The sequence below is a fragment of the Roseateles sp. So40a genome, assembly GCF_048081605.1.
GTDB lineage: Bacteria > Pseudomonadota > Gammaproteobacteria > Burkholderiales > Burkholderiaceae_C > Roseateles.
Window position 1 is genome coordinate 749,829 of record NZ_CP182288.1, and the last position, 18,552, is coordinate 768,380.

An 18,552-nucleotide genomic window follows, 5' to 3' on the forward strand; every position below is an offset into this window, starting at 1 on the left:
GGTAAGACGTCACATCTGTGACGAAAAGTGCGGCATGCGCGCAACGCTGAGCGCTGCGACGAGCCCTCACCCCCCGCCCTCTCCCGCTTCGCGGGCGAGGGGGCCCTGACCGCGGAGCCCGTGAAGCCCCTCCGTGCTTTCGCGGGCGAGGGGCTGTGACCGCGGAGCCCGTGAAGCCCCTCCGTGCTTTCGCGGGCGAGGGGCTGTGACCGCGGAGCCCGTGAAGCCCCTCCGTGCTTTCGCGGGCGAGGGGCCCTGACCGCGTAGCCAGTGAAGCCCCTCTCCCGCGAAGCGGGAGAGGGGTGGGGGTGAGGGCTCTTGTCAGGGCTCGCTCAAGCCCAGCCGCTGAGCACCAGCTTGCCGCGCTGGCGCTGGCTTTCCTGCAGCGCGTGGGCGCGCTTGAGCGTCTCGGCCGAGATCGGCCCGACGACGTCCGCGAGCGTCGTGCGGATCTGCCCGGCGTCGACCATCGCGGCGACGTCCGCGAGCAACCGCCCTTGCGCGGCGATGTCGTGCGTCGCATGCATGCTGCGCGTGAACATCAGTTCCCAATGCAGCGACAACGACTTGCCCTTGAGCGCCATCACGTCCAGGTCCTGCGGCCCGAAGTCGTCGATCATCGCCAGCTTGCCCTGCGGCTCCAGCGCCTCGATGAAATCCTTGAAGTGCTGCGGCGTGTGGGTCAGGCTGGTCACGTAGCGCAGCGGCGGCACGCCGGCTTGCTGCAGCGCGGCGATCTGCGGCGCGAGCGGTTCGCGGTGGTTGATCACGTGCTGCGCGCCCAGCGCATGCAGCCACTTGCCGCCTTCGCCGTCGGGCTCGGAACTCGTTCCGATCACGGTCAGGTGCTTCTGCCGGGCCGCCAACTGGACCAGGATGGATCCGACCCCGCCGGCCGCGCCGGTGACCAGCAGGCTGACCGGGCGTTCGGGCTGCTGCTGCACCTGCAGGCGGTCAAACAGCAGTTCCCAGGCGGTGATGGCGGTGAGCGGCAGCGCCGCGGCCTCGGCATCGCTCAGCGTCGCCGGGGCCTTGGCGACGATGCGGTGGTCGACCGCCTGGAACTGCGCGTTGCTGCCCGGGCGGGTGATGTCGCCCGCATACCAGACGCGATCACCGACCGCGAACCCGGCGACCTCGGGACCGATCGCGCGGACCGTGCCCACCGCGTCCCAGCCGAGGATCACCGGCGTGGCGCCGTCGGCGCTGGCGCGGCGCACGCGGATCTTGGTGTCGACCGGATTGACGGCGATGGCGCTGACCTCGACCAGCAGGTCCTTCGCGCCGGGCGCGGGCATGGGCAGCTCGAGATCGATCAGCGACTCGGACGCGGTGATGGGCAGGGACTGGAAGTAGCCGACGGCTTTCATGGCGGAACTCCTGGAATAGGACGAAGAGGAGGGGGGAAGGGTTGATGGGATGAATCTTGGGGCCTGCGGCAGAATCAATGAAGCGCGCTGAATCGCTTTCAGTTTCAACGCCAGTTTGAAGATGGACGTAGGAGGAGTGCCGCATGGAGATCGAGAACACCGCCGAGCTGCGCCTGCTCATCGAGTGCGCGCGGGGCGGCAGCCTGACCGCGGCGTCGCGTGAACTGGGCATCACGCCTGCGGCGGCCAGCGCGATGCTCAAGAAGCTCGAGGCGCGGCTGGGCGTGCGGCTCGCGGAGCGCAGCACCCGCGCGCTGCGCCTGACCGAGGCCGGCGAGCGCCTGCGCGACTACGCGCAGCGCGCGCTGGAGCTGCTGGACGAGGGGCTCGCGGTGATGAGCGAGCACGAAGGCGAGGCCAGTGGCGGCAAGTCGCGCGGCGCGGAGGTCCTGCGCGGACGCATCCGCGTGAGCGCCTCGAGCGACCTGACGCGGCGCATCGTGCTGCCGCTGCTGGATGGATTCCTCGATCGCCATCCCGGCGTCGAGCTGCAGCTCAATGTCGGCGACGCGCTCCAGGACGTGGTGCGCGACGAGGTCGACCTGGCCTTGCGCTACGGCGAGCTGGCCGATTCACGGCTGGTCGCGCGCAAGCTCTACGACGGCCGGCGGCTGCTGGTCGCTTCGCCCGAGTACCTGCGCCGCCACGGCCGGCCGGCGCATCCGGGCGAGCTGGCCCATCACGACTGCATCCGCTTCAAGATCGGCGACCGGCTGGAGCGGGTGTGGCGCTTCTGGCGACGCGACGCGCTGCAGTCGCCGCCGCTGGACGTGACCGTCGCGGGCCGCCGGACGGCCGACGACGGGGGCATCGCCCACCAGTGGGCCCTCGAAGGGCGGGGCCTGACCTACAAGAGCGAGCTGGACATCCGCGACAGCCTCGCCAGCGGGGCGCTGGTCGAGGTCATGCCCGAGTGGGTGGGGCGGCCGATGCCGCTGCACGCGCTGCTGCCCAGCCAGCGCTTCCTGCCGCGACGGCTCCAGGCGCTGGTGGACCACCTGGCCGAGGGCCTGCGGCGCTGAGTGGACGGGCCGGACGCCCGGCCGCGATCGGAGAGGGTCGACGACGTCGACGACGTCGACCGATGCTCAATGCTTGTGATCGCCGTGACCCGCGTGCGGGTCCTTGGCGTCCGCCACGGGGCCCGTCCTGGCGGGCGCCTGGACCGTGACCGTCGAGCGGGACTTGTCCGCGCCCTCGAACACCAGCGTCAGCGGCACCGCGTCGCCGGTCTTCAGCGGCGCCTTCAGGTCCATCAGCATCACGTGATAACCGCCGGGCTTCAGCTCCACCGGCTTGCCCGCGGACACCGGCAGCGCCGTCACCGGACGCATGCGCATCACGTCGCCGTCCATGGCCATCTCGTGCACCTCGGCCACGCCGGCCGCCGGCGTGCTGACCGACACCAGCTTCACGTCCGTCGGCGACTTGATCTGCATGAACGCGCCGGTCGACTTCTGCTGCGGCACCGTCGCGCGCACCCAGGCGTTGGCAACGACCACCTGGGCCTGCGCGGCGCCGGCCAGCGCGAGGACGATGGGGAGAACGAAACGGGCGGGGGAGGAGAACTTCATCAGGACATCCATTCGGGGTGAGGGATGGGGGTGGGGACCGAGTATCCGACATCACCCCCGCGGGTGCCCACCCTCAGGAACCGCGCGTGGCGATCGGCAGATCCAGACCGCGCAGCACGCGCTTGACGATCTCCTCGCGCCGGGGCGCGAACGCGGGGTCGGTCATGTCCATGTTCAGCGCGAAGTAGACCGGGCGCGCGTCGCCGTCGAGCTCGACCCAGCCCACGAACCAGCCGATGGGCCGCGGCTTGGCGTCATCGGCCCAGCCGGTCTTGGCGTACATCCGCCAGCCCGGGCCTTGGTCGCGCAGCATGACCTTGCGCGCGATGTCGTAGGTGCGGTCGGACAGCGGCAGCGCGCGGTCGTGCACGCGGCGCAGGAACTCGATCTGGCCGACGGCGGAAATGCGCAGGTCGCCGTCCAGCCAGAAGCGATCGACGATCGGTCCGGCCTTGGCATTGCCGTAGCGGAAGTCGCGCACGAACTGCTGCAGTGCCGGCTGGCCCACGCGCCGCGCCATGGACTGGTAGGCCCACACCGCCGAGACCTGGAAGGCCGAGGCCAGCGTCTGGTCGCGGTTCCAGGCCTCGATGGCGCGCTTCTGACCGTCCCACTTGAACGGCTGCGTCTCGTCGACCGCCGTGCCGGTCTCCAGCGCGATCAGCGTCATCGGGATCTTGAAGGTCGACGCGGGGATGAAAGGCTCGAAGGCCCGCGTGCTGTCCGAAGCCAGCCAGCGGTGCGCGCGCGCGTCCAGCACCACCAGCGCGCCCTGCGTGCCGAGCTGATCGAACTCGCGGGTCCATTCGGCGCGCGTCTCCCAGCGCTCGCGCTGGTCGGCGGGCGTGGGCTGCGCGAGCGAGGCGCGGCAGGCGGTGAGCACGAGGCAGGCGAGCAGCGCGCTCGCCATCAGGCGGGGAAGGGACATGGCGGTCTCCGGTGGATGAGGAATGCCGCCAGTGTGCGAAGTCCGCGTCGCCGGACGTCGTTGAAATGCCGTTACGCCCGTTGCGCGCGGGGCATCAACGCATCGGCCTCGTCGAGGTAACGCCGGCGCGCCTCCTCGTCACGGAGCTTGCGCGCCTGGAGCCGGGCCTGGCGCACCAGGTCGGTCGCGCTGAACGCGTCGCCTTCGTCGAGGGCATGCCGGGCCCAGAGCAGCAGGAACGCGCAGCGTTGGTCGGCCGGGATCTGGGACTGCCTGGCCCGGCACGAGGCCCAGCGCTGCGCGGCGAGTTCGCCGAAGGACGTGGCGGGCAGGGGCAGGCCTTGCGCCGTGGCCAGCCGCTGCAGCGCGGTGAAGTTCAGCCGTCCCAGCGCGGCGAGCCGCAGCAGGAAGATGGTGTTCAGCAGCGAGCTGCGACCGAGCTGCCAGCGCGCGCAGAGCGCGTCGCTCAGCAGCAGCCAGCGCAGGGCGTCCTCGATGCCGGGACCGTCGGGGCTGTCAGGGCCGTCGGGACTGTCGACGCTGGCGGCAGGCAGCAGCTCGGCCTCGACCAGCCGGCCGATCGCGTTGGACAGGTTGGCGGCGCAGACCTGGAGCGCGTCGGGCAGTCCGGCGAGCGAGGCGCTGCGCAGCGCGTCGCCGAGGCTGGCCAGCGATTGCGCCGCGAGCGCCGCGTCGCCGCGCGCGATGGCGAGCTCGCGCAGGACGATGCCGCGCAGGTTGCCGTGGTCGCAACGCAGCGTGGAGTCAGCGGCCAGCACGTCGGGATCGACCTCGTCGAGCTTGTCCAGCGCGGGCGCGGCCTGGCCGAGGCTGCCGAACCAGTGCCACGCCGCGAGGATCGCCACGCGAGCGCGCAACTGGCGGCGTTCCAGACGCGGCAGCCGGCTGTTGTTGAGCGTCTGGCCCAGCTCGCGCAGTTCGTCCTGCAGCGCGGCCCAGTCGCCGAGCCGGCGCGCGATGCGGGCGCGGCGCAGGCCGAGCGCCGCGGCGGCGGCGTCGTCGCCGGGAGGCACGTGCGGCGCGGCCTGCTGCAGCGCGAGGCGGGCGGGATAGAGCTCGCCGCGGTCGAGCAGGTAATCGGCGCGGGCGAGCGCCTCGGCATAGGCCAGCGGGAGCAGCGGCGCGGCGGCCGGCGCGCGCACCGGGCGCTGCTGGCCCAGCCAGCGCGCGAGCGCCTCGCCGGTGGCGGGTTCACCGTCGATCTCGAAGCGGCAGGCGGGCAGCAGCACGGCGTTCAGCCAGAACGGACCGCTGCTGCGGGCGCTGGCCTCGATCAGCGCGGCCAGTGGGCTGTCGTCCAGCAGCGCCAGCGCGCGCCAGACCTGCGTGCGGTGCAGCTCGGCCATGCCGGCGATGCGCTCGCGCAGCTCGGCGCGCGAGCAGGGGCTGTCGACGCGGGCCAGGCCCTGTTCATGCGCCTGCAGCAGCGCGGCGATCAGGCGCGGCAGCAAGCGGCTGCGCAGCTCGGGCAGCTCGTCGATGCGCAGACCTTGCGGCAGCAGCTGGATTTGATGCGTGAGCGGGGAGTGGTGAACGGCGGTCATCGGGGCTGCATTCTGCGCGGATGAACCCCTGCGTGTGACGCCATCGCCGTAACGGGCGTTACGCGACTTGGTTACGCGGCTGGCCGAGCGCGTGAAGACGCCGTTGCGGGCTCGCCCTTTGCCTGTAGCACTTCATCACAACTCGAGGGGATTGCCATGGTGACGAAGAATGAGGCCTGGTACGCGGGCGAGACCGCTGTGGGCGGGGTGCTGGCTCCGCGCGCGTCGACGTCCGCGGTGTCATGGGGCGCGGTGCTGGCCGGTGCCGCGGCGGCGGCGGCGCTGTCGCTGATCCTGTTGCTGCTCGGCGTGGGGTTGGGGTTGGCGGCCGCGTCGCCCTGGGCCAACGACGGCGCGAGTGCCGCGACGCTGGGCGTGGCGGGCATCGTATGGCTGGCGTTCACGCAGCTGGCGGCCTCCGGGCTCGGCGGGTACCTCGCCGGTCGGCTGCGCGTGCGATGGCGTGATACCGACGCGGACGAGGTCCATTTCCGCGACACCGCGCACGGTCTGCTGTCCTGGGCCGTGGCCACCCTGTTCACGGCAGCCGTGCTGACCGCGTCGGTCGGTGCGATCGCCGGGATCGGCGTGAAGGGCGCGGCGGTGGCGGCCGGCACGGCAGCGACCGGGGCGGCGGCGGTCACCGCGGCGGCGGGTGCCACCGACGAGTCGGGCGCGAAGGGCGGGGCCTCCGGTTCGATGGCCCGGACCTCGCTCGGCAGCGGCGACTTCGGCTACTACGTGGACACGCTGCTGCGGCCCGCGGCCCTGGCGCCGGCATCGACGACGACGCCGTCCACCGCGCCGGCCGGCGCCAATCCGGCGACGCTGCGTGCCTGGCCGGATGCCTCGATGGTTCACGCGGACGAGCAATCCTCGGCGGCGCTGAATCGCCTGCTGGTGCGCGCGGTCCGTGACGGCGGTACCTTGTCGCCGGAGGACACGCGAGCCGCCGCGCAGCTCGTCGCGCAACGCACCGGCCTGAGCCAGGCGGAAGCCGAGCGTCGCGTCACCGAGACGCTGCAGCGCGCCCGCGCCGAGGCGCAGGCACTGGAGACCAAGGCCCGCGAGGCCGCGGATGCCGCGCGCAAGACGGCGTTGACGACGGCGTTGTGGATGTTCGTCGCGCTGCTGATCGGCGCCTTCACCGCGAGCCTGCTGGCCACGGTCGGCGGCCGGCAACGCGACCTCATCGAATGAGCAACGAGTCAGACAACGAGTCACACAACGAGTCAGACAACGAACCAGACAAGGAGAACTCACATGCGATCGATCCTGCTCTACATGCTGGGCGTGCCCATTCCCATCATCATCCTGATCGCCTTGATCCGGTGATCCGCTGAGCCCAAGCCAACGGGGCCTCCTCATCGTCGAGGAGGCCTCGTTTGTCATGGGCGAAAGGGGGCGGCGTCAGGCGCCGCGGCGAGGCTCAGGTCAGCGCGGCGGCGGCCGGCATGCCCGCCGTGGCGCCATAGGGTCGCCACGCTTCAGGCGCGTGGGACAGGCGATCCGCGACGACCTTGAGCACGGCGGGATTCCAGACGAGGCCGCAATGGCTGCCGTCGACCTCGACGTTCTCGACCATCGCATGGTCCTCGGGCTGCACGCAGGCCTGCCAGGCGACCACGCCGTCGCTGCGGCTGTAGATCGAGGTCGTCGGCACCTGCGGCGCGGCGATCAGGCGCGATTTGAAATCGTCGTCGAGGACGGGCAGCGTGCCGTTGACCCAGCGATAGAGCAGGCTGACGTTGGTCTGCGTGGCCTCGCCCGTGATGGGCGTGCCGATGGTGATGACCTGGCGCACCGGCATGGCGATGCGCTTGGCGACCTCACGGGCATAGATCCCGCCGAGGCTCCAGCCGACCAGCGACACCGGCTGCGCGTGTTCAGCCACGAGCGCCTCGATGTCGAGCGCGAGCGCATCGAGCCAGGCGTCGATGTCGCCGACGGGTCCGGTGTTGATGCCGCGGCCCCAGTCGCGGGCCGCGTAGCCCAGGCCGTGGCAGAAGCCGACGAGCGGCGCGATGGATTGCGCGTCCGCGGCGAGCCCGGGAAACACGATGACGGGGTGGCCGTCGCCGCTGGCGTGTCCGCTGCGGTCCATGAGGCGGCAGCTGGCGTACTCCATCGCGGCGCGCAGCGGCTCGATGCCGAGCAGGGCCCAGGAGGGGGAGCAGATGACGGGGGCCGGCGTGGGCACCGCGTCGGGGAGGGCGGCGATCTTCTTCATCTTCTGCGGCCGCCGCGACGATGGACCACCGTCGAGATCGGCATGAGGACTGTTGGAACCGATGGTGGCGCAACACGCGCGGCCTGGGCACCCCCCGAATGGCGCATGCGCGCGTCGGACGATGCCTACATTCGTGGGGGGTGGAAGAACGTCTCCTGGTCGAACGGGACGTGCATCCTGCACTTGTGCCGCAAGAGCAGCCGCATCGAAAGCATCGTCGGGATCCTCGCGGATCGACCGCGCAAAAGGAAGAAGCCGTTGTCGCTCAAGCAGATGAAGAAGGCCATCGAGGACGGTTGGTCAGGGAAGCGGCGATGAAGGCTCAATGAAAATCCCGGCTCTCCGTCCGCAGCCGACCCAGCATCGGTGTCAGGTCTTCCAGGTGGCCGGCGATCAGGTTGCGGACGTCGCCGCTGCGCTGCCACTTGCCCTTCACCCCCATCAGCCGTGAATGCAGCATCACGTCTCGCTGACGCTGCCACAGCGCCCGGTGCACGATCACCTGGATGTCGCCGGTCTCGTCCTCCAGCGAGATGAAGATCGTGCCCTTGGCCGTCGCCGGCTGCTGCTTGACCGTGACGATCCCGCAGCCCCGCGCCGGCCGGCCGTCAGGCAGCGCGTTCAGTTCCTCGGCCGACATCCAGCGCTGATCGCGCAACGCGGGCCGCAGCAGCGCCAGCGGATGGCGCCTCAGCGTCAGCCCCAGCGACGCGTAATCGAACACGATCTCCTCGCCCTCCGGCGCCTGCGGCAGCGCCAGGAAGTCCTCCTGCACCGGCGCTGACGCCAGCAAGGGCGGCGGTGCGTGCTGCGCGGCCGCGTCCCACATCTGCTGGCGGCGGTGCCCGCTGATGCTCGTCAGCGCGTCGCCCGAGGCCAGCATCGTCATCTGCTGCTGGTTCAGCCCGGTGCGTCGCGCCAGGTCCTCCGCATCGTTGAACGGACCGTTCCGACGCTCCCGGCAGATCACGCCCGCCGACGCCTGCTGCAGGCCCTTGACCAGCCGCAACCCCAGTCGCACCTTCACCGGCGCCGCGTCAGCCGCCAGCGCTTCGTCCGCGTCGAGGAAGGGGTCGCCGTCGTCCTCCACGACGATGCCGTCCTTGTCCGGCGGCAAGGCGTCGATCGTGTCAGCCGCCGCGCCGCGCCGCGTCGGACGGATCACGCGGCCGTCCGCGCGCTCCAGCGTGCAATCCCAGTCGCTGTGCATCACGTCGGGCGGCAGCACCTCGACGCCCTTGCGTCTGGCCTCCTGCACCAGCTGGCTCGGCGAGTAGAAGCCGAGCGGCTGAGCGTTCAGCAGGCCAGCGAGGAACTCCGCCGGCCGGTGGCATTTCAGCCAGCTGCTCGTGTAGACCAGCAGCGCGAAGGACGCGGCATGCGACTCCGGGAAGCCGTATTCCGAGAAGCCCTTGATCTGCTCGAAGATCTGCTCGGCGAAGGCCGCTTCGTACCCGCGCGCGGTCATGCCGTCGACGATCTTGGCGTGGTACTTCTGCAGCCCCCCCTTGCGCTTCCACGCCGCCATCGAGCGCCGCAGGTCGTCGGCCTCGCCGCCGGTGAAACCCGCCGCGATCATCGCGATCTGCATCACCTGCTCCTGGAACACCGGCACGCCCAGCGTGCGCTCCAGCACCGGCTTGAGCCCCGGCGGATACACGACCTTCTCGAAGCCCTGGCGCCGCTGCAGGTAGGGATGCACCATGCCGCCCTGGATCGGACCGGGCCGCACGATGGCGACCTCGATCACCAGATCGTAGAACTTTTCCGGCTTCAATCGCGGCAGCATGCTGCGCTGCGCGCGGCTCTCGATCTGGAACACGCCGATCGTCTCGGCGCGCTGGATCATTTTGTACGTGGGGACATCCTCGTCCGGGATGTCCTTGAGCTCGAACGGATACCGCTCCCGCTTGCCGACGAAGTCCAGCGTCTTGCGGATCGCCGTCAGCATGCCCAGCCCCAGCACGTCGACCTTGAGCAGGCCGACCGCGTCGAGGTCGTCCTTGTCCCACTCGATGACGGTGCGGTCCGGCATCGACGCGTTCTCCACCGGCACCATGCGCGTCAGCGGCCCGTGCGTCAGCACGAAGCCGCCCGGATGCTGCGACAGGTGTCTCGGGAAGCCCAGCAGCTCCGACGTGATCTCGACCAACTGCCGCACAGCCAGGTCGTTCGCGTCGAGTCCGGACTCGCGCAGCCGCTCCGCATCGATGGTCTGGCCGTCCCACCACTGGTGGTTGCCGCACAGCGTGTCCAGCACTTCGGGATCGAACCCCAGCGCCTTGCCCACGTCGCGCAGCGCGCTCTTCACGCGATACGAGATCACCACCGCCGCCAGCGCCGCGCGCTCGCGCGTGTACTTGCGGTAGAGGTACTGGATGACCTCCTCGCGGCGCTCGTGCTCGAAGTCGATGTCGATGTCCGGCGGCTCGTTGCGTTCCTTGCTGATGAAGCGCTCGAACAGCACCTGCATCCGGTCCGGATCGACCTCGGTGACGCCGGTGCAGAAGCAGACGATGGAGTTCGCCGCGCTGCCGCGACCCTGGCACAGGATGCCCTGCGAGCGCGCGAAGTGGACGATGTCGGCCACGGTCAGGAAGTAATGCTCGTAGCGCAGTTCCTCGATGAGCGCGAGCTCGCGCTCGATCTGCTCGCTGGCCGCGGCCGGCACGCCCGCCGGCCAGCGCCGGCCCGCGCCTTCATAGGTGAGCCGTCGCAGGTGACTGGCTGGCGTCTGGCCGTCGGGCACGACCTCGGACGGGTAGTGGTAGCGCAGCTCATCGAGGCTGAAGTCGCAACGCTCGGCCACGCGCAGCGTCTCGGCGAGCAGGTCCGCCGGGAAGCTGAGCGCCAGACGCCCGCGGTGGCGCAGGTGGCGCTCCGCGTTGCGGTCCAGCGCCTGGCCGCACTCGGTCAGCGGCTGGCCCAGCCGGGTCGCGGTCAGCACGTCCTGCAGCGGCTTGCGGCTGCGCACATGCATGGTGACGTCGCCGACGGCCACCAGCGGGATCGCCGTCAGCGCGCCGGCCTCGCGCAGGCGCAGCAGGCGGACCTCGTCATCGACATGCTGGGGCTGGTCCATGCCCAGCCAGCAACGGCCGGTGAAGCGCGTCAGCAGCCAGCGCGACATGTCCAGCAGCTGCGCCGGCGTGGCGTGACGGTCGGGGCAGGCGACGACGACGCAATCGTCCAGCGCCTGCGGGCCGATGTCGGCCCGGGTGCAGCGGTAGGTGCCCTTCTCGGACGAGCGGCGCAGGCGCGAGATGAACTGGCACAGGTTGCCGTAGCCGTTCAGGTTGCAGGCCAGCACGACGAGGGTGAAGGCCGAATCGTCCCCGGCGTCCAGCGGATCGATGAGGAACTGGCTGCCCACCAGCAGCTTCATGCCGTGCTGCCTGGCCGCGACGTGCGCGCGCACCATGCCGGCCATCGAGCATTCGTCGGTGATGGCCAGCGCCGCGTAGCCGAGCGCCTTCGCGCGCTCGACCAGTTCCTCGGGCCAGCTGGCGCCCCTGAGGAAACTGAAGTTGCTCAGGCAGCGCAGCTCGGCGTAGTCGGGCAGCTCATGCATACAGACCATGCAGGAACCAGGCGCCCCCGCCGTCCTCGACCGGCTCGCGATAGACCGCCATCACGCCGGCGTTCTCGTTGACGGCGATCCAGTAGTCGCGCGTGACCTGGCGGTGATGCGCGGGCCGTGTCTCGTCGGCGGGCACGCGGTCCCACCAGCCGCCCTCGACGCGGTCGGGACCGACCAGCAGCGTCAGCGGGCCCTGGTAATGCGGCCGGTGCTCGCGCACCGCCAGCCGCAGCGGCGGGTCGAGCAGGAAGGCCGGCTCGGGCACCGGCGGCACGCGCACGGCCGCGCCCTTGCCGCGACGGCGCCCCGCGCCGGGCGACTTGCCGTCGCCGCAGGTCTTCCAGCGCGTCTGCCATTCCGGTCGATGGTCGTCGGCGAGCACCGGCTGCTGCACCCGCTCAGGCCCGAGCCGCGCGGCGATGCGCTCCAGCGTCAGGTAGAGCGTCTCGCCGGTGCGCACCGCGTCGGGCAGCAGCGAGCCGCTGTCCTCGACCAGCGCCTGCACGCCGACCGCCTCCAGCCGCAGCTCGCCCACCGGCGCCAGCAGCCGGGTCTTGGCCAGGTGCTCGGCCATCAGCCGGCAGAAGTGTTCGAGCTCGCGGATCGGCTCAGCGGTGCGCACCGTCAGGCTTCCGCCGTCGCCGGCGTCCTTGGCGCGCATCGAGTCATGCACCCAGTGCAGCGTCACGCCGGTGGCGCCGGCATGGCGCGCCGCCAGCCAGCCGCACAGCCGCATCAGCAGCGGCCGCGCGCCCATCAGCAGCGCGGGCGCGTGGTCCTCGCGGCTGGGCAGCTCGACGCGCGCGTGGAAGTCCTCCGGCAGGGCGACCCAGGCGTGGGCCTCGGGCCGCAGTCCGTAGGCCTGGTCCAGCATCGCCAGCAGCGCCGCGCCGAAGCGCCGGCCGATGCCGCCGCGCGGCAGCGCCCGCAACTGGCCCAGCGTGTTGATGCCGGCGCGGCTCAGCGCCTCGGCGTGTTCCGCGGCGGCGCTGAGCGCCTGCAGCGGCAGCGGATCCAGCACCGCCTGCAACAGCCGGCCGTTCAGGTCGAGCACGCCGCAGCGCGCCAGCACCAGCGCCGCGGTGGCCGACGGCGCCCAGCCGATGCCGATGGCGCCCAGGTCGGGCGCCTCGTCGGACAGGCGCGCCTTGAGCGCCGGCAAGCCGCGGAACAGCCGCAGGCTGGCCTCGACCTCCATCACGACGGCGTCCTCCATCAGCGCCACGCGCGGCGTGAACTGCAGGCACCACACGGCGAGCCCGGCCTGCGCCTCCGCGCATATCCCCCAGAGGTGCGGCGGCGGCGCGGTCGCCGGATCCTCAAACGGAGCGGGCGGACGAGGCGGCAGGATCAGCGCGACCCACAACATGGGAGAACTCCGGGAAGAAGGGGGCGGGCGCGGGTTCGGTCACCGGCGCCACCGGCCGCATCGTGCTGGGCTGCATCACGCGCGGCGTGAGCACGTGCTCCAGTCCGCCGGGGATGGAGGCCAGCTTCAGCGGGGTGTCGTGGGCGGGGCCCTTGCGCTTGAGAATCTGGACGTCCAGCGCCCAGTCGACGTCGATGGTCGCCAGCAGCCGCAGGGGCGCCGGCGACGGGTCATGGCGCGCCGAGAGCGGCCGGAACAGGAACACCGGTCCCTCGAACGACTGCGCCAGCACCTGCAGCCGCCGCAGCTGCTCGGGCGCGGCTTGCGGCATCCAGGCCAGCACCGCGCCGGCGGCGTTGGACTTGATCAGCTGCTCGGCGCACCAGAGCCGCTCGGACGGCGCACGGGCGTCGATCCAGACGAGGTGACGGTCATCCAGCCCCAGGTGCATCAGTCCGGGCAGGTGGGGGCGCTTGGGCGGCCCCACCATCGCCACGGCGGCGCCGTCCGCGACGACGCGCCGCAGCGCCGGTCCCGCCAGCCGCCATTCGGCCAGCGAGAACTGCGGCAGCAGCACCTCGGTCAGCTGGCGCCCGGGCCAGCCGCCGCCGGGCAGCTCGGCGTCGAGCGCGTCGAAGCCGCTGGGCCAGACGGTGTCGGTGCCGCGGCCCAGTTCGTCGCCGCGCCAGAGCGCGTCGGCCACGGCGGGCGGGAGCGGCATGGCTTCGGAGGACAAGGGCGCTGGCATGGCGGTCAATTAACTGTATGGGCATACAGTATATGACGCCGGGGAAGTTACCCAGCCGATGACCTGGGCGGGGAAGGGGCGGTGAACCTCGGCGCGGATCGCCGGGACTGGGGACCCTTTCCCCCATCCAGAAGCGAGGCCCCCATGCCCCATCGATTGTTGTCCTGCTGCCGAGAGACCGCGTCCCCGCCGCTACCGGCATGCAGCTCGATCGCCTATCAATCGGTCGTGATCCCCCCGGGGCCTCCTCACGATCCTTCGATCCATGCCGGCGAACTGAAGCGCGCCTTCCAGATGCTGGCGGCAGACGCAGCGGAGTTCAAGCTGGACGCCCACCTCTCCGGCACCCGGTTCCATCACCTGATCGCGCGCGGCCAGAACCTCCCGGCCAGCGATGAAGCCGCCCCCCGCGAGGTGCAGGAGTTCTACGTGCAGGCGCGGGAGATCTATGGCGCCTGCTATCGGCAGGTCTGGGGCTCAACGCCGGAGTGGTGCGATCGACCGGTGCGCCAGCCCTGAACGTTCAGGCCATCACGCGGACGTGTCGGTGCGCGAGGCCGCCGCGGACGGGGCCTTGAAGCTCAGCACGAAACGCGTGCCGCCGTTGCCGGGCGCCTCCAGGCTGACGGTCCAGCCCAGGTGCTCGGCGACGCGCTTGACGATGGCCAGGCCCAGCCCGGCGCTGCCCGCGCCGGCCGGGTCGACCTGCATGAAGCGGTCGAAGATGCGGTCGCGCACGGCCGGCGGGATGCCGATGCCGGTGTCCTCGATGACGACGCGGCCCGATTCCAGGCGGATGTCGACGCGGCCCTGGTCGGTGAACTGGCAGGCGTTGCGGATCAGGTTGCCCAGCGCGATGGCGGCCAGCTCCGGCCGCGCAGGCACCTCCAGGCCGGCGTCGGCGGGCGCGGCGTGCAGCGTCATCTCGACGGCCTTGCCCTTGAGCAGCGGCCGGCAGCGCTCCATCTCCTGGCGCAGCAGCGGCAGCAGCGCGGTCGGCTCCGCGCCGATGCTGGCCGGGTCGCGCGACAGCAGCAGCATCGCCACGACGCGCTCGCTGGTGTCGGCGGCGGTGCGGCGGATGCGCTCGGCGAGCTCGACCATGTCGTCGCGCCCCTGCAGCCGCGCCTTGAGCACCTCGGCCGCGCCCAGCATCACGGCCAGCGGCGTGCGCAACTCGTGGCTGACGTCGCCGGTGAACCAGCGCTCGCGGTCCAGGTAACGCTGCTGCGCCTCGGTCTTCGCGGCAAAGGCGCGCGACAGCACGCCCAGTTCGTCGGTCGAGTCCAGCAGCGGATAGTCGCGCGGCGCGGCGTCGGTCTCGACGGCGCTGGCCAGCGCGGTGACGGGGGCCACGATGCGGCTGGCGGTCAGTTGCGCGAGGAACAGCGCCAGGCCCAGGCAGCAGACGAAGGCCAGGCCGAGCAGCCCGTACACGCCGGCCTCGATCTTGGCGAAGTCCTCGTCGCGGTCGGTCAGCACGAAGACCGGGCCCAGGTCGTCGCGGACCAGCGCGGTGAAGGTGGCGTCGTCCTGCGGCAGCGTGTACTTGCCCGGCGGCTTGCCGCGCAGCGCCTGCGGGATGGCGTCGCCGCGGTAGAGCGTGACGCTGGGCGGCAGGTCGGCTTCCAGGCCCTGCTTCTCGCGCGCGACGAGTTCGTCGGCGGTGCGGTCCAGGCGCTGGTCGACGAGGCGGTCCTCGATGCTCGAGGCGATGCGCACCGCGGCGACGGCGAAGGCGCCGCACACCAGCAGCGTCAGCAGCAGGAAGGCGGCCGCGACGCGGGTGCGCAGCGTGGTCGGCGCGGCGGTGCCGCGCGCGGGGCGGCCGGGGGATGGCGCGGGCCCGGCGTCAGCCCGCATCGGGCGAGACCAGGCGGTAGCCGATGCCCGGGTGGGTCTTCAGCAGCGGGACGGGGAAGGGCTTGTCCAGCGCCGCGCGCAGCGCGTGGATGTGGGTGCGCAGCGCGTCGCTGTCGGGCGGGTCGTTGCCCCAGACCTCGCGCTCGAGGTCCTCGCGGCGCACGAGCTTGGGCGCTTCGCGCAGCAGCGCCGACAGCAGCTTGTAGCCGGTGGGCGTGAGCTGCAGCGGCTTGCCGGCGCGGGTGGCTTCCAGGGTGTCGGGGTCGTAGTTGACGTCGGCGTAGCTGACAGCGGAGCTCAGGTTCAGGCCGTGGGAGCGGCGCATCAGGGCCTTGAGACGGATCTCGAGCTCGACCAGCGAGAAGGGCTTGACGAGGTAGTCGTCGGCGCCGCTCTCGAAGCCGGTGACCTTGTCGGCGATGGTGTCGCGGGCGGTCAGCATCAGGATGGGGGTGGGGCGGCGGAAGTCCTTGCGCAGGCGCCGGGCGACGTCCAGGCCGTCCAGGCCGGGGAGGGTCAGGTCCAGCACGATCGCGTCATAGGACCCGGCGGCGGCCTGTGCCAGGCCGCCCAGGCCGTTGCGCGCCACGTCCAGCTCGTAGCCCATGGGCTCGAGGTAGGCGAACAGGTTGGCGACGATGTCCGGGTTGTCTTCGATGACCAGCAGCTTCATGGCGAGGCTCACGTTCTGCGGCGCGGGGCGCCGCGTCAGTCGGGGGAGCGGTCACGGGGGGAGGGGATCCCGACGGAACCGCGGATGCCGGGAATCCTATGCCAGCCGCCCGCCGTCGACCTGTCTGGGGGCTGTCGCATCGCCCCGGTGGGGGGCAGGGCGTCAGGAGGTGGGCGAATGGCGCGCGGTGGCAAAGTTTCTTCAAAGATGGCGGCTTCGTCACTTTTCGTGACGCAAGACCGAACTCTTTTCTCGACCGCTCGGTCGAGGGGAGGACTTGAAAACGCGGATGGGCGCATAATTTCCGGGTTAACCCTATGTTTGCACCCATCTTCTCCATTCCGGCTGTCGAGCGGCTCACCGAGACCCGCCGGCTGCAGTTGCGTCCGCCGCAGGCGGCCGATGCCCGGACCTTCCGCGACCTGCTGACCGACCCGGCGAATCGTCGATTCGATGTGGGCGGGCCGGAGGCGTCCGAGCGGCTGGAGCTGTGGCGGACGGCCTGGGCGCGGGACGGGCTGGGTCCGTGGGCGGTGGCCTTGCGGGAGCAGCCGTCGCTGGGCGCGATCGGGTTCGGGGGGCTGATCCGCGGGCGGATCTGCGGGGCGCCGGCGCTGCTGCTGGAATTCCACTTCCTGTCCGACTTCTGGGGGCGGGGGTATGCAGCGGAGATGTCGCTGGCGGCGTTGTCGCTTGCCTTTGACAGCCTGCATGCGACGTCGGTGCATGCCTTGCTGGCGCCGGGGAACACGGCGGCGAGAAAGACGCTGGAGCGGGTGGGCCTGAGGCTGACGGGCTCGGTGGCGGACCACCCGGGCGAGGCGGCGAGCCTGCTCTACGAGATCAACGCCGCGCAGTACGCGGCCCAGCCGCGGCAACAGCCGGAAGCGACGCCGTTCGGGGCGTGAGCGGGGCTGGGACTCGCGCGGCGCTGGGAAGCGTCCGATTGAGCGAATCCGTCGCGTCAGCCGTCGTCCTTCGACCCTTTGGAACTTGACGCGTCAGAACTCGATGCCTTGGAGCCCGTTGCGTCAGCACTCGTGGTGGAGGATGACGGTTTGATATTCACCGTCTTGACCTGGCCCTTCTTCGGCTCCGGCGTCTTTAATATTGTTCCCGTTGCCTCCACGCCGCCGGAATAGTATGAAACCAGGGTATTTGATCTCAAGCGGTCTCGCGCCGTTGTCGTCTCGACGGTTTGAATGCCATCGTTGGAAAGCGGTTGGGCGCTTGCCATTTTGTTTCCATAGAACCTGAGGGGAAGTCCTTGAACCTGTTGTTGAGCTTGCACGTTCGCATGGCTGGTGTTGGGCGTACTTGGCAACACGGCACTGGATGCCTTGGGCGGGCTCGATGTGATCGGGGTCAACGAGACGGATGGGTCAGGGGCCGAGGACTGCGACTTCGACCGAGGCCTTCTCGCGCTGAGTTCGGAGATCTGGGTGGGCATGTGAGCCGTGCCTACCTTGGGATTAAGCTTTTGCGGCGTCCGGGGAAGGCCGAAGGTCTCTGCGGATGTGTTGCTCGTGAGTTTCCTCAGGTCTCCAAGGACGGATCCACCCTCCCGATATCCTTGCAGCACATTTTCTGCGGTCGAAGCGTCATTCGGGGCGTTCCGAGCGGTGCGGAAGGCGTGCTGGAGCGAGTCCATCAGCTCCGTGTAATACATGGTGATGGTCGCCTCCGCCAGACGCTGCGCTTCATTGAGCTCATCGAGTCTGGGGTGGACCGTCGAGCTGCTGCTCAATGATGAAGGTGTGCCTAGAACGGATGTCAGGGCGTTTCCTGTTTGCTGCGGTGGCCATATCTTGTGCTTGTCGTCGTCGTCGTCAGGATCGCCCAACTTGTCGCTCTTGCTGGCGTTGTCGGATACCTGCATGGGCTGGATGTTGTCGATATCGTGAAAATACATGCGAGCCCCATAGGCACTGGGGGCATATCCTGATTTGCCATTCTGGACGTAGTAGTCCTTCTCCCAGCCTTGGGGTGCATGGACGCTGCTGAACTGCTCGGCTCGAGCATCCATGTCCTGAGATATATTGTTCCAAGCATATTTGTGATCAAGATTGAAGGATTCGAAGGGCATCCAGTTGGCGAATCCTTCCTTGTTGATCGGGACCGTTCGGATATAGGTCTTGTGTTCCCTGCCGCTGGTGACGATGCCGTGCTGGTTGTTCTCTGCCCAATGCCGCACGAGTTTTTCTCGAAAAGTGGTGGAGAACGTTGGGCGCTCACCATCGAATGGAACCAATTTCCCGTTCTCCCGGGGGTTGTAGAAACCGTTGGTTTCTGCCTTGCCACTTGGCGGCAACGCCAATTGCGCGACGGGTTGCGTGGACGACGGGTTTGGAGGGTGGGGCTGGGTGAAGCTGCAGATCCGTTGACGCTGGGCGGTCATTCTTGGCGTGGAGGCCAGTTCCCTGGACCAGAGCCCCCCTGGCGGCGCACTGGCTGCTGGCGCCGAGACGCCCGGCGCTGACGCCCTCATCTCGTCGGATGCCGGCTCCCGGGTGGGATGGGGCCGCTCCGATGCCGGTTCGGGAATTCGGGCCATGTGAGCCGTCCGCTGTTGATGGTCGAAGCCGCAGGATG

The 18,552-nt window shown here is 70.3% G+C and carries 16 protein-coding genes; 5 read left to right on the forward strand and 11 right to left on the reverse strand.

The window, feature by feature from the left end:
* Window positions 1–332: 332 nt before the first annotated feature.
* Window positions 333–1,370, reverse strand: a complete 1,038-nt coding sequence (locus ACNI65_RS03455) for a zinc-binding alcohol dehydrogenase family protein (RefSeq protein ID WP_416761201.1) — start codon at window positions 1,368–1,370, stop codon at window positions 333–335.
* 143 nt (window positions 1,371–1,513) lie between these two features.
* Between ACNI65_RS03455 and ACNI65_RS03460 the strand changes: the two genes are divergently transcribed.
* A complete protein-coding gene (locus ACNI65_RS03460; RefSeq protein WP_416761202.1) occupies window positions 1,514–2,452 on the forward strand; it encodes a LysR family transcriptional regulator in 939 nt (312 codons plus the stop codon).
* 66 nt (window positions 2,453–2,518) lie between these two features.
* On the opposite strand, the gene ACNI65_RS03465 is transcribed toward ACNI65_RS03460, so the two are convergent.
* The 3 genes from ACNI65_RS03465 to ACNI65_RS03475 all read right to left on the reverse strand — a co-directional run bounded on the left by ACNI65_RS03465 (window position 2,519) and on the right by ACNI65_RS03475 (window position 5,497).
* Window positions 2,519–3,004 (reverse strand): copper chaperone PCu(A)C, encoded by a 486-nt coding sequence (locus tag ACNI65_RS03465; RefSeq protein ID WP_416761203.1) that lies wholly within the window; start codon window positions 3,002–3,004, stop codon window positions 2,519–2,521.
* Window positions 3,005–3,077: 73 nt separating this feature from the next.
* The gene (gene blaOXA / locus ACNI65_RS03470) at window positions 3,078–3,932 is read right to left on the reverse strand and encodes a class D beta-lactamase (RefSeq protein ID WP_416761204.1); all 855 of its coding nucleotides are present in this window, start codon (window positions 3,930–3,932) and stop codon (window positions 3,078–3,080) included.
* Between the two features lie 71 nt (window positions 3,933–4,003).
* Window positions 4,004–5,497: a hypothetical protein gene (locus ACNI65_RS03475; protein ID WP_416761205.1), complete on the reverse strand. Its 1,494-nt coding sequence runs from the start codon at window positions 5,495–5,497 to the stop codon at window positions 4,004–4,006.
* Window positions 5,498–5,653: 156 nt separating this feature from the next.
* On the opposite strand from ACNI65_RS03475, the gene ACNI65_RS03480 reads away from it, so the two are divergent.
* Window positions 5,654–6,697 carry a hypothetical protein gene (locus ACNI65_RS03480; protein WP_416761206.1) on the forward strand — a complete coding sequence of 348 codons (1,044 nt, stop codon included), beginning with the start codon at window positions 5,654–5,656 and terminating at the stop codon, window positions 6,695–6,697.
* Between the two features lie 229 nt (window positions 6,698–6,926).
* Here ACNI65_RS03480 and ACNI65_RS03485 read toward each other — a convergent pair whose 3' ends face one another.
* Window positions 6,927–7,727, reverse strand: a complete 801-nt coding sequence (locus ACNI65_RS03485) for an esterase/lipase family protein (RefSeq protein ID WP_416761208.1) — start codon at window positions 7,725–7,727, stop codon at window positions 6,927–6,929.
* Between the two features lie 105 nt (window positions 7,728–7,832).
* Between ACNI65_RS03485 and ACNI65_RS03490 the strand changes: the two genes are divergently transcribed.
* The gene (locus ACNI65_RS03490; RefSeq protein ID WP_416761210.1) at window positions 7,833–8,045 is read left to right on the forward strand and encodes a hypothetical protein; all 213 of its coding nucleotides are present in this window, start codon (window positions 7,833–7,835) and stop codon (window positions 8,043–8,045) included.
* A 4-nt stretch (window positions 8,046–8,049) separates the two neighbouring features.
* On the opposite strand, the gene ACNI65_RS03495 is transcribed toward ACNI65_RS03490, so the two are convergent.
* From ACNI65_RS03495 to imuA, 3 genes are read right to left on the reverse strand one after another with little or no spacing between them, the layout of a single operon-like run.
* Window positions 8,050–11,307: an error-prone DNA polymerase gene (locus ACNI65_RS03495; RefSeq protein WP_416761211.1), complete on the reverse strand. Its 3,258-nt coding sequence runs from the start codon at window positions 11,305–11,307 to the stop codon at window positions 8,050–8,052.
* Window positions 11,291–12,676 carry a Y-family DNA polymerase gene (locus ACNI65_RS03500; protein WP_416761213.1) on the reverse strand — a complete coding sequence of 462 codons (1,386 nt, stop codon included), beginning with the start codon at window positions 12,674–12,676 and terminating at the stop codon, window positions 11,291–11,293. Before ACNI65_RS03500 ends, ACNI65_RS03495 begins: the two co-directional genes overlap by 17 nt.
* On the reverse strand, window positions 12,627–13,397 hold the full coding sequence (gene imuA, locus ACNI65_RS03505; protein ID WP_416761215.1) for a translesion DNA synthesis-associated protein ImuA: 771 nt from the start codon (window positions 13,395–13,397) through the stop codon (window positions 12,627–12,629). The genes ACNI65_RS03500 and imuA overlap by 50 nt, the downstream gene beginning before the upstream one ends.
* Before the next feature lie 171 nt (window positions 13,398–13,568).
* Here imuA and ACNI65_RS03510 point away from each other — a divergent pair, with 171 nt between their 5' ends.
* Window positions 13,569–13,943 carry a hypothetical protein gene (locus ACNI65_RS03510; RefSeq protein ID WP_416761217.1) on the forward strand — a complete coding sequence of 125 codons (375 nt, stop codon included), beginning with the start codon at window positions 13,569–13,571 and terminating at the stop codon, window positions 13,941–13,943.
* A 12-nt stretch (window positions 13,944–13,955) separates the two neighbouring features.
* On the opposite strand, the gene ACNI65_RS03515 is transcribed toward ACNI65_RS03510, so the two are convergent.
* Both ACNI65_RS03515 and ACNI65_RS03520 read right to left on the reverse strand, forming a co-directional pair.
* Window positions 13,956–15,287 (reverse strand): sensor histidine kinase, encoded by a 1,332-nt coding sequence (locus tag ACNI65_RS03515; protein ID WP_416761219.1) that lies wholly within the window; start codon window positions 15,285–15,287, stop codon window positions 13,956–13,958.
* Window positions 15,277–15,960, reverse strand: coding sequence for a response regulator transcription factor (locus tag ACNI65_RS03520; RefSeq protein ID WP_416761220.1), 684 nt, complete (start codon window positions 15,958–15,960; stop codon window positions 15,277–15,279). The genes ACNI65_RS03515 and ACNI65_RS03520 overlap by 11 nt, the downstream gene beginning before the upstream one ends.
* A gap of 317 nt (window positions 15,961–16,277) precedes the next feature.
* Here ACNI65_RS03520 and ACNI65_RS03525 point away from each other — a divergent pair, with 317 nt between their 5' ends.
* Window positions 16,278–16,868 carry a GNAT family N-acetyltransferase gene (locus tag ACNI65_RS03525; RefSeq protein WP_416761221.1) on the forward strand — a complete coding sequence of 197 codons (591 nt, stop codon included), beginning with the start codon at window positions 16,278–16,280 and terminating at the stop codon, window positions 16,866–16,868.
* A 56-nt stretch (window positions 16,869–16,924) separates the two neighbouring features.
* Here the strand turns inward: ACNI65_RS03525 and ACNI65_RS03530 are convergent, their stop codons facing one another.
* Entirely contained in the window at window positions 16,925–18,358 is a 1,434-nt protein-coding gene (locus ACNI65_RS03530) for a hypothetical protein (RefSeq protein WP_416761222.1), read from the reverse strand.
* Between the last annotated feature and the right edge of the window lie 194 nt (window positions 18,359–18,552).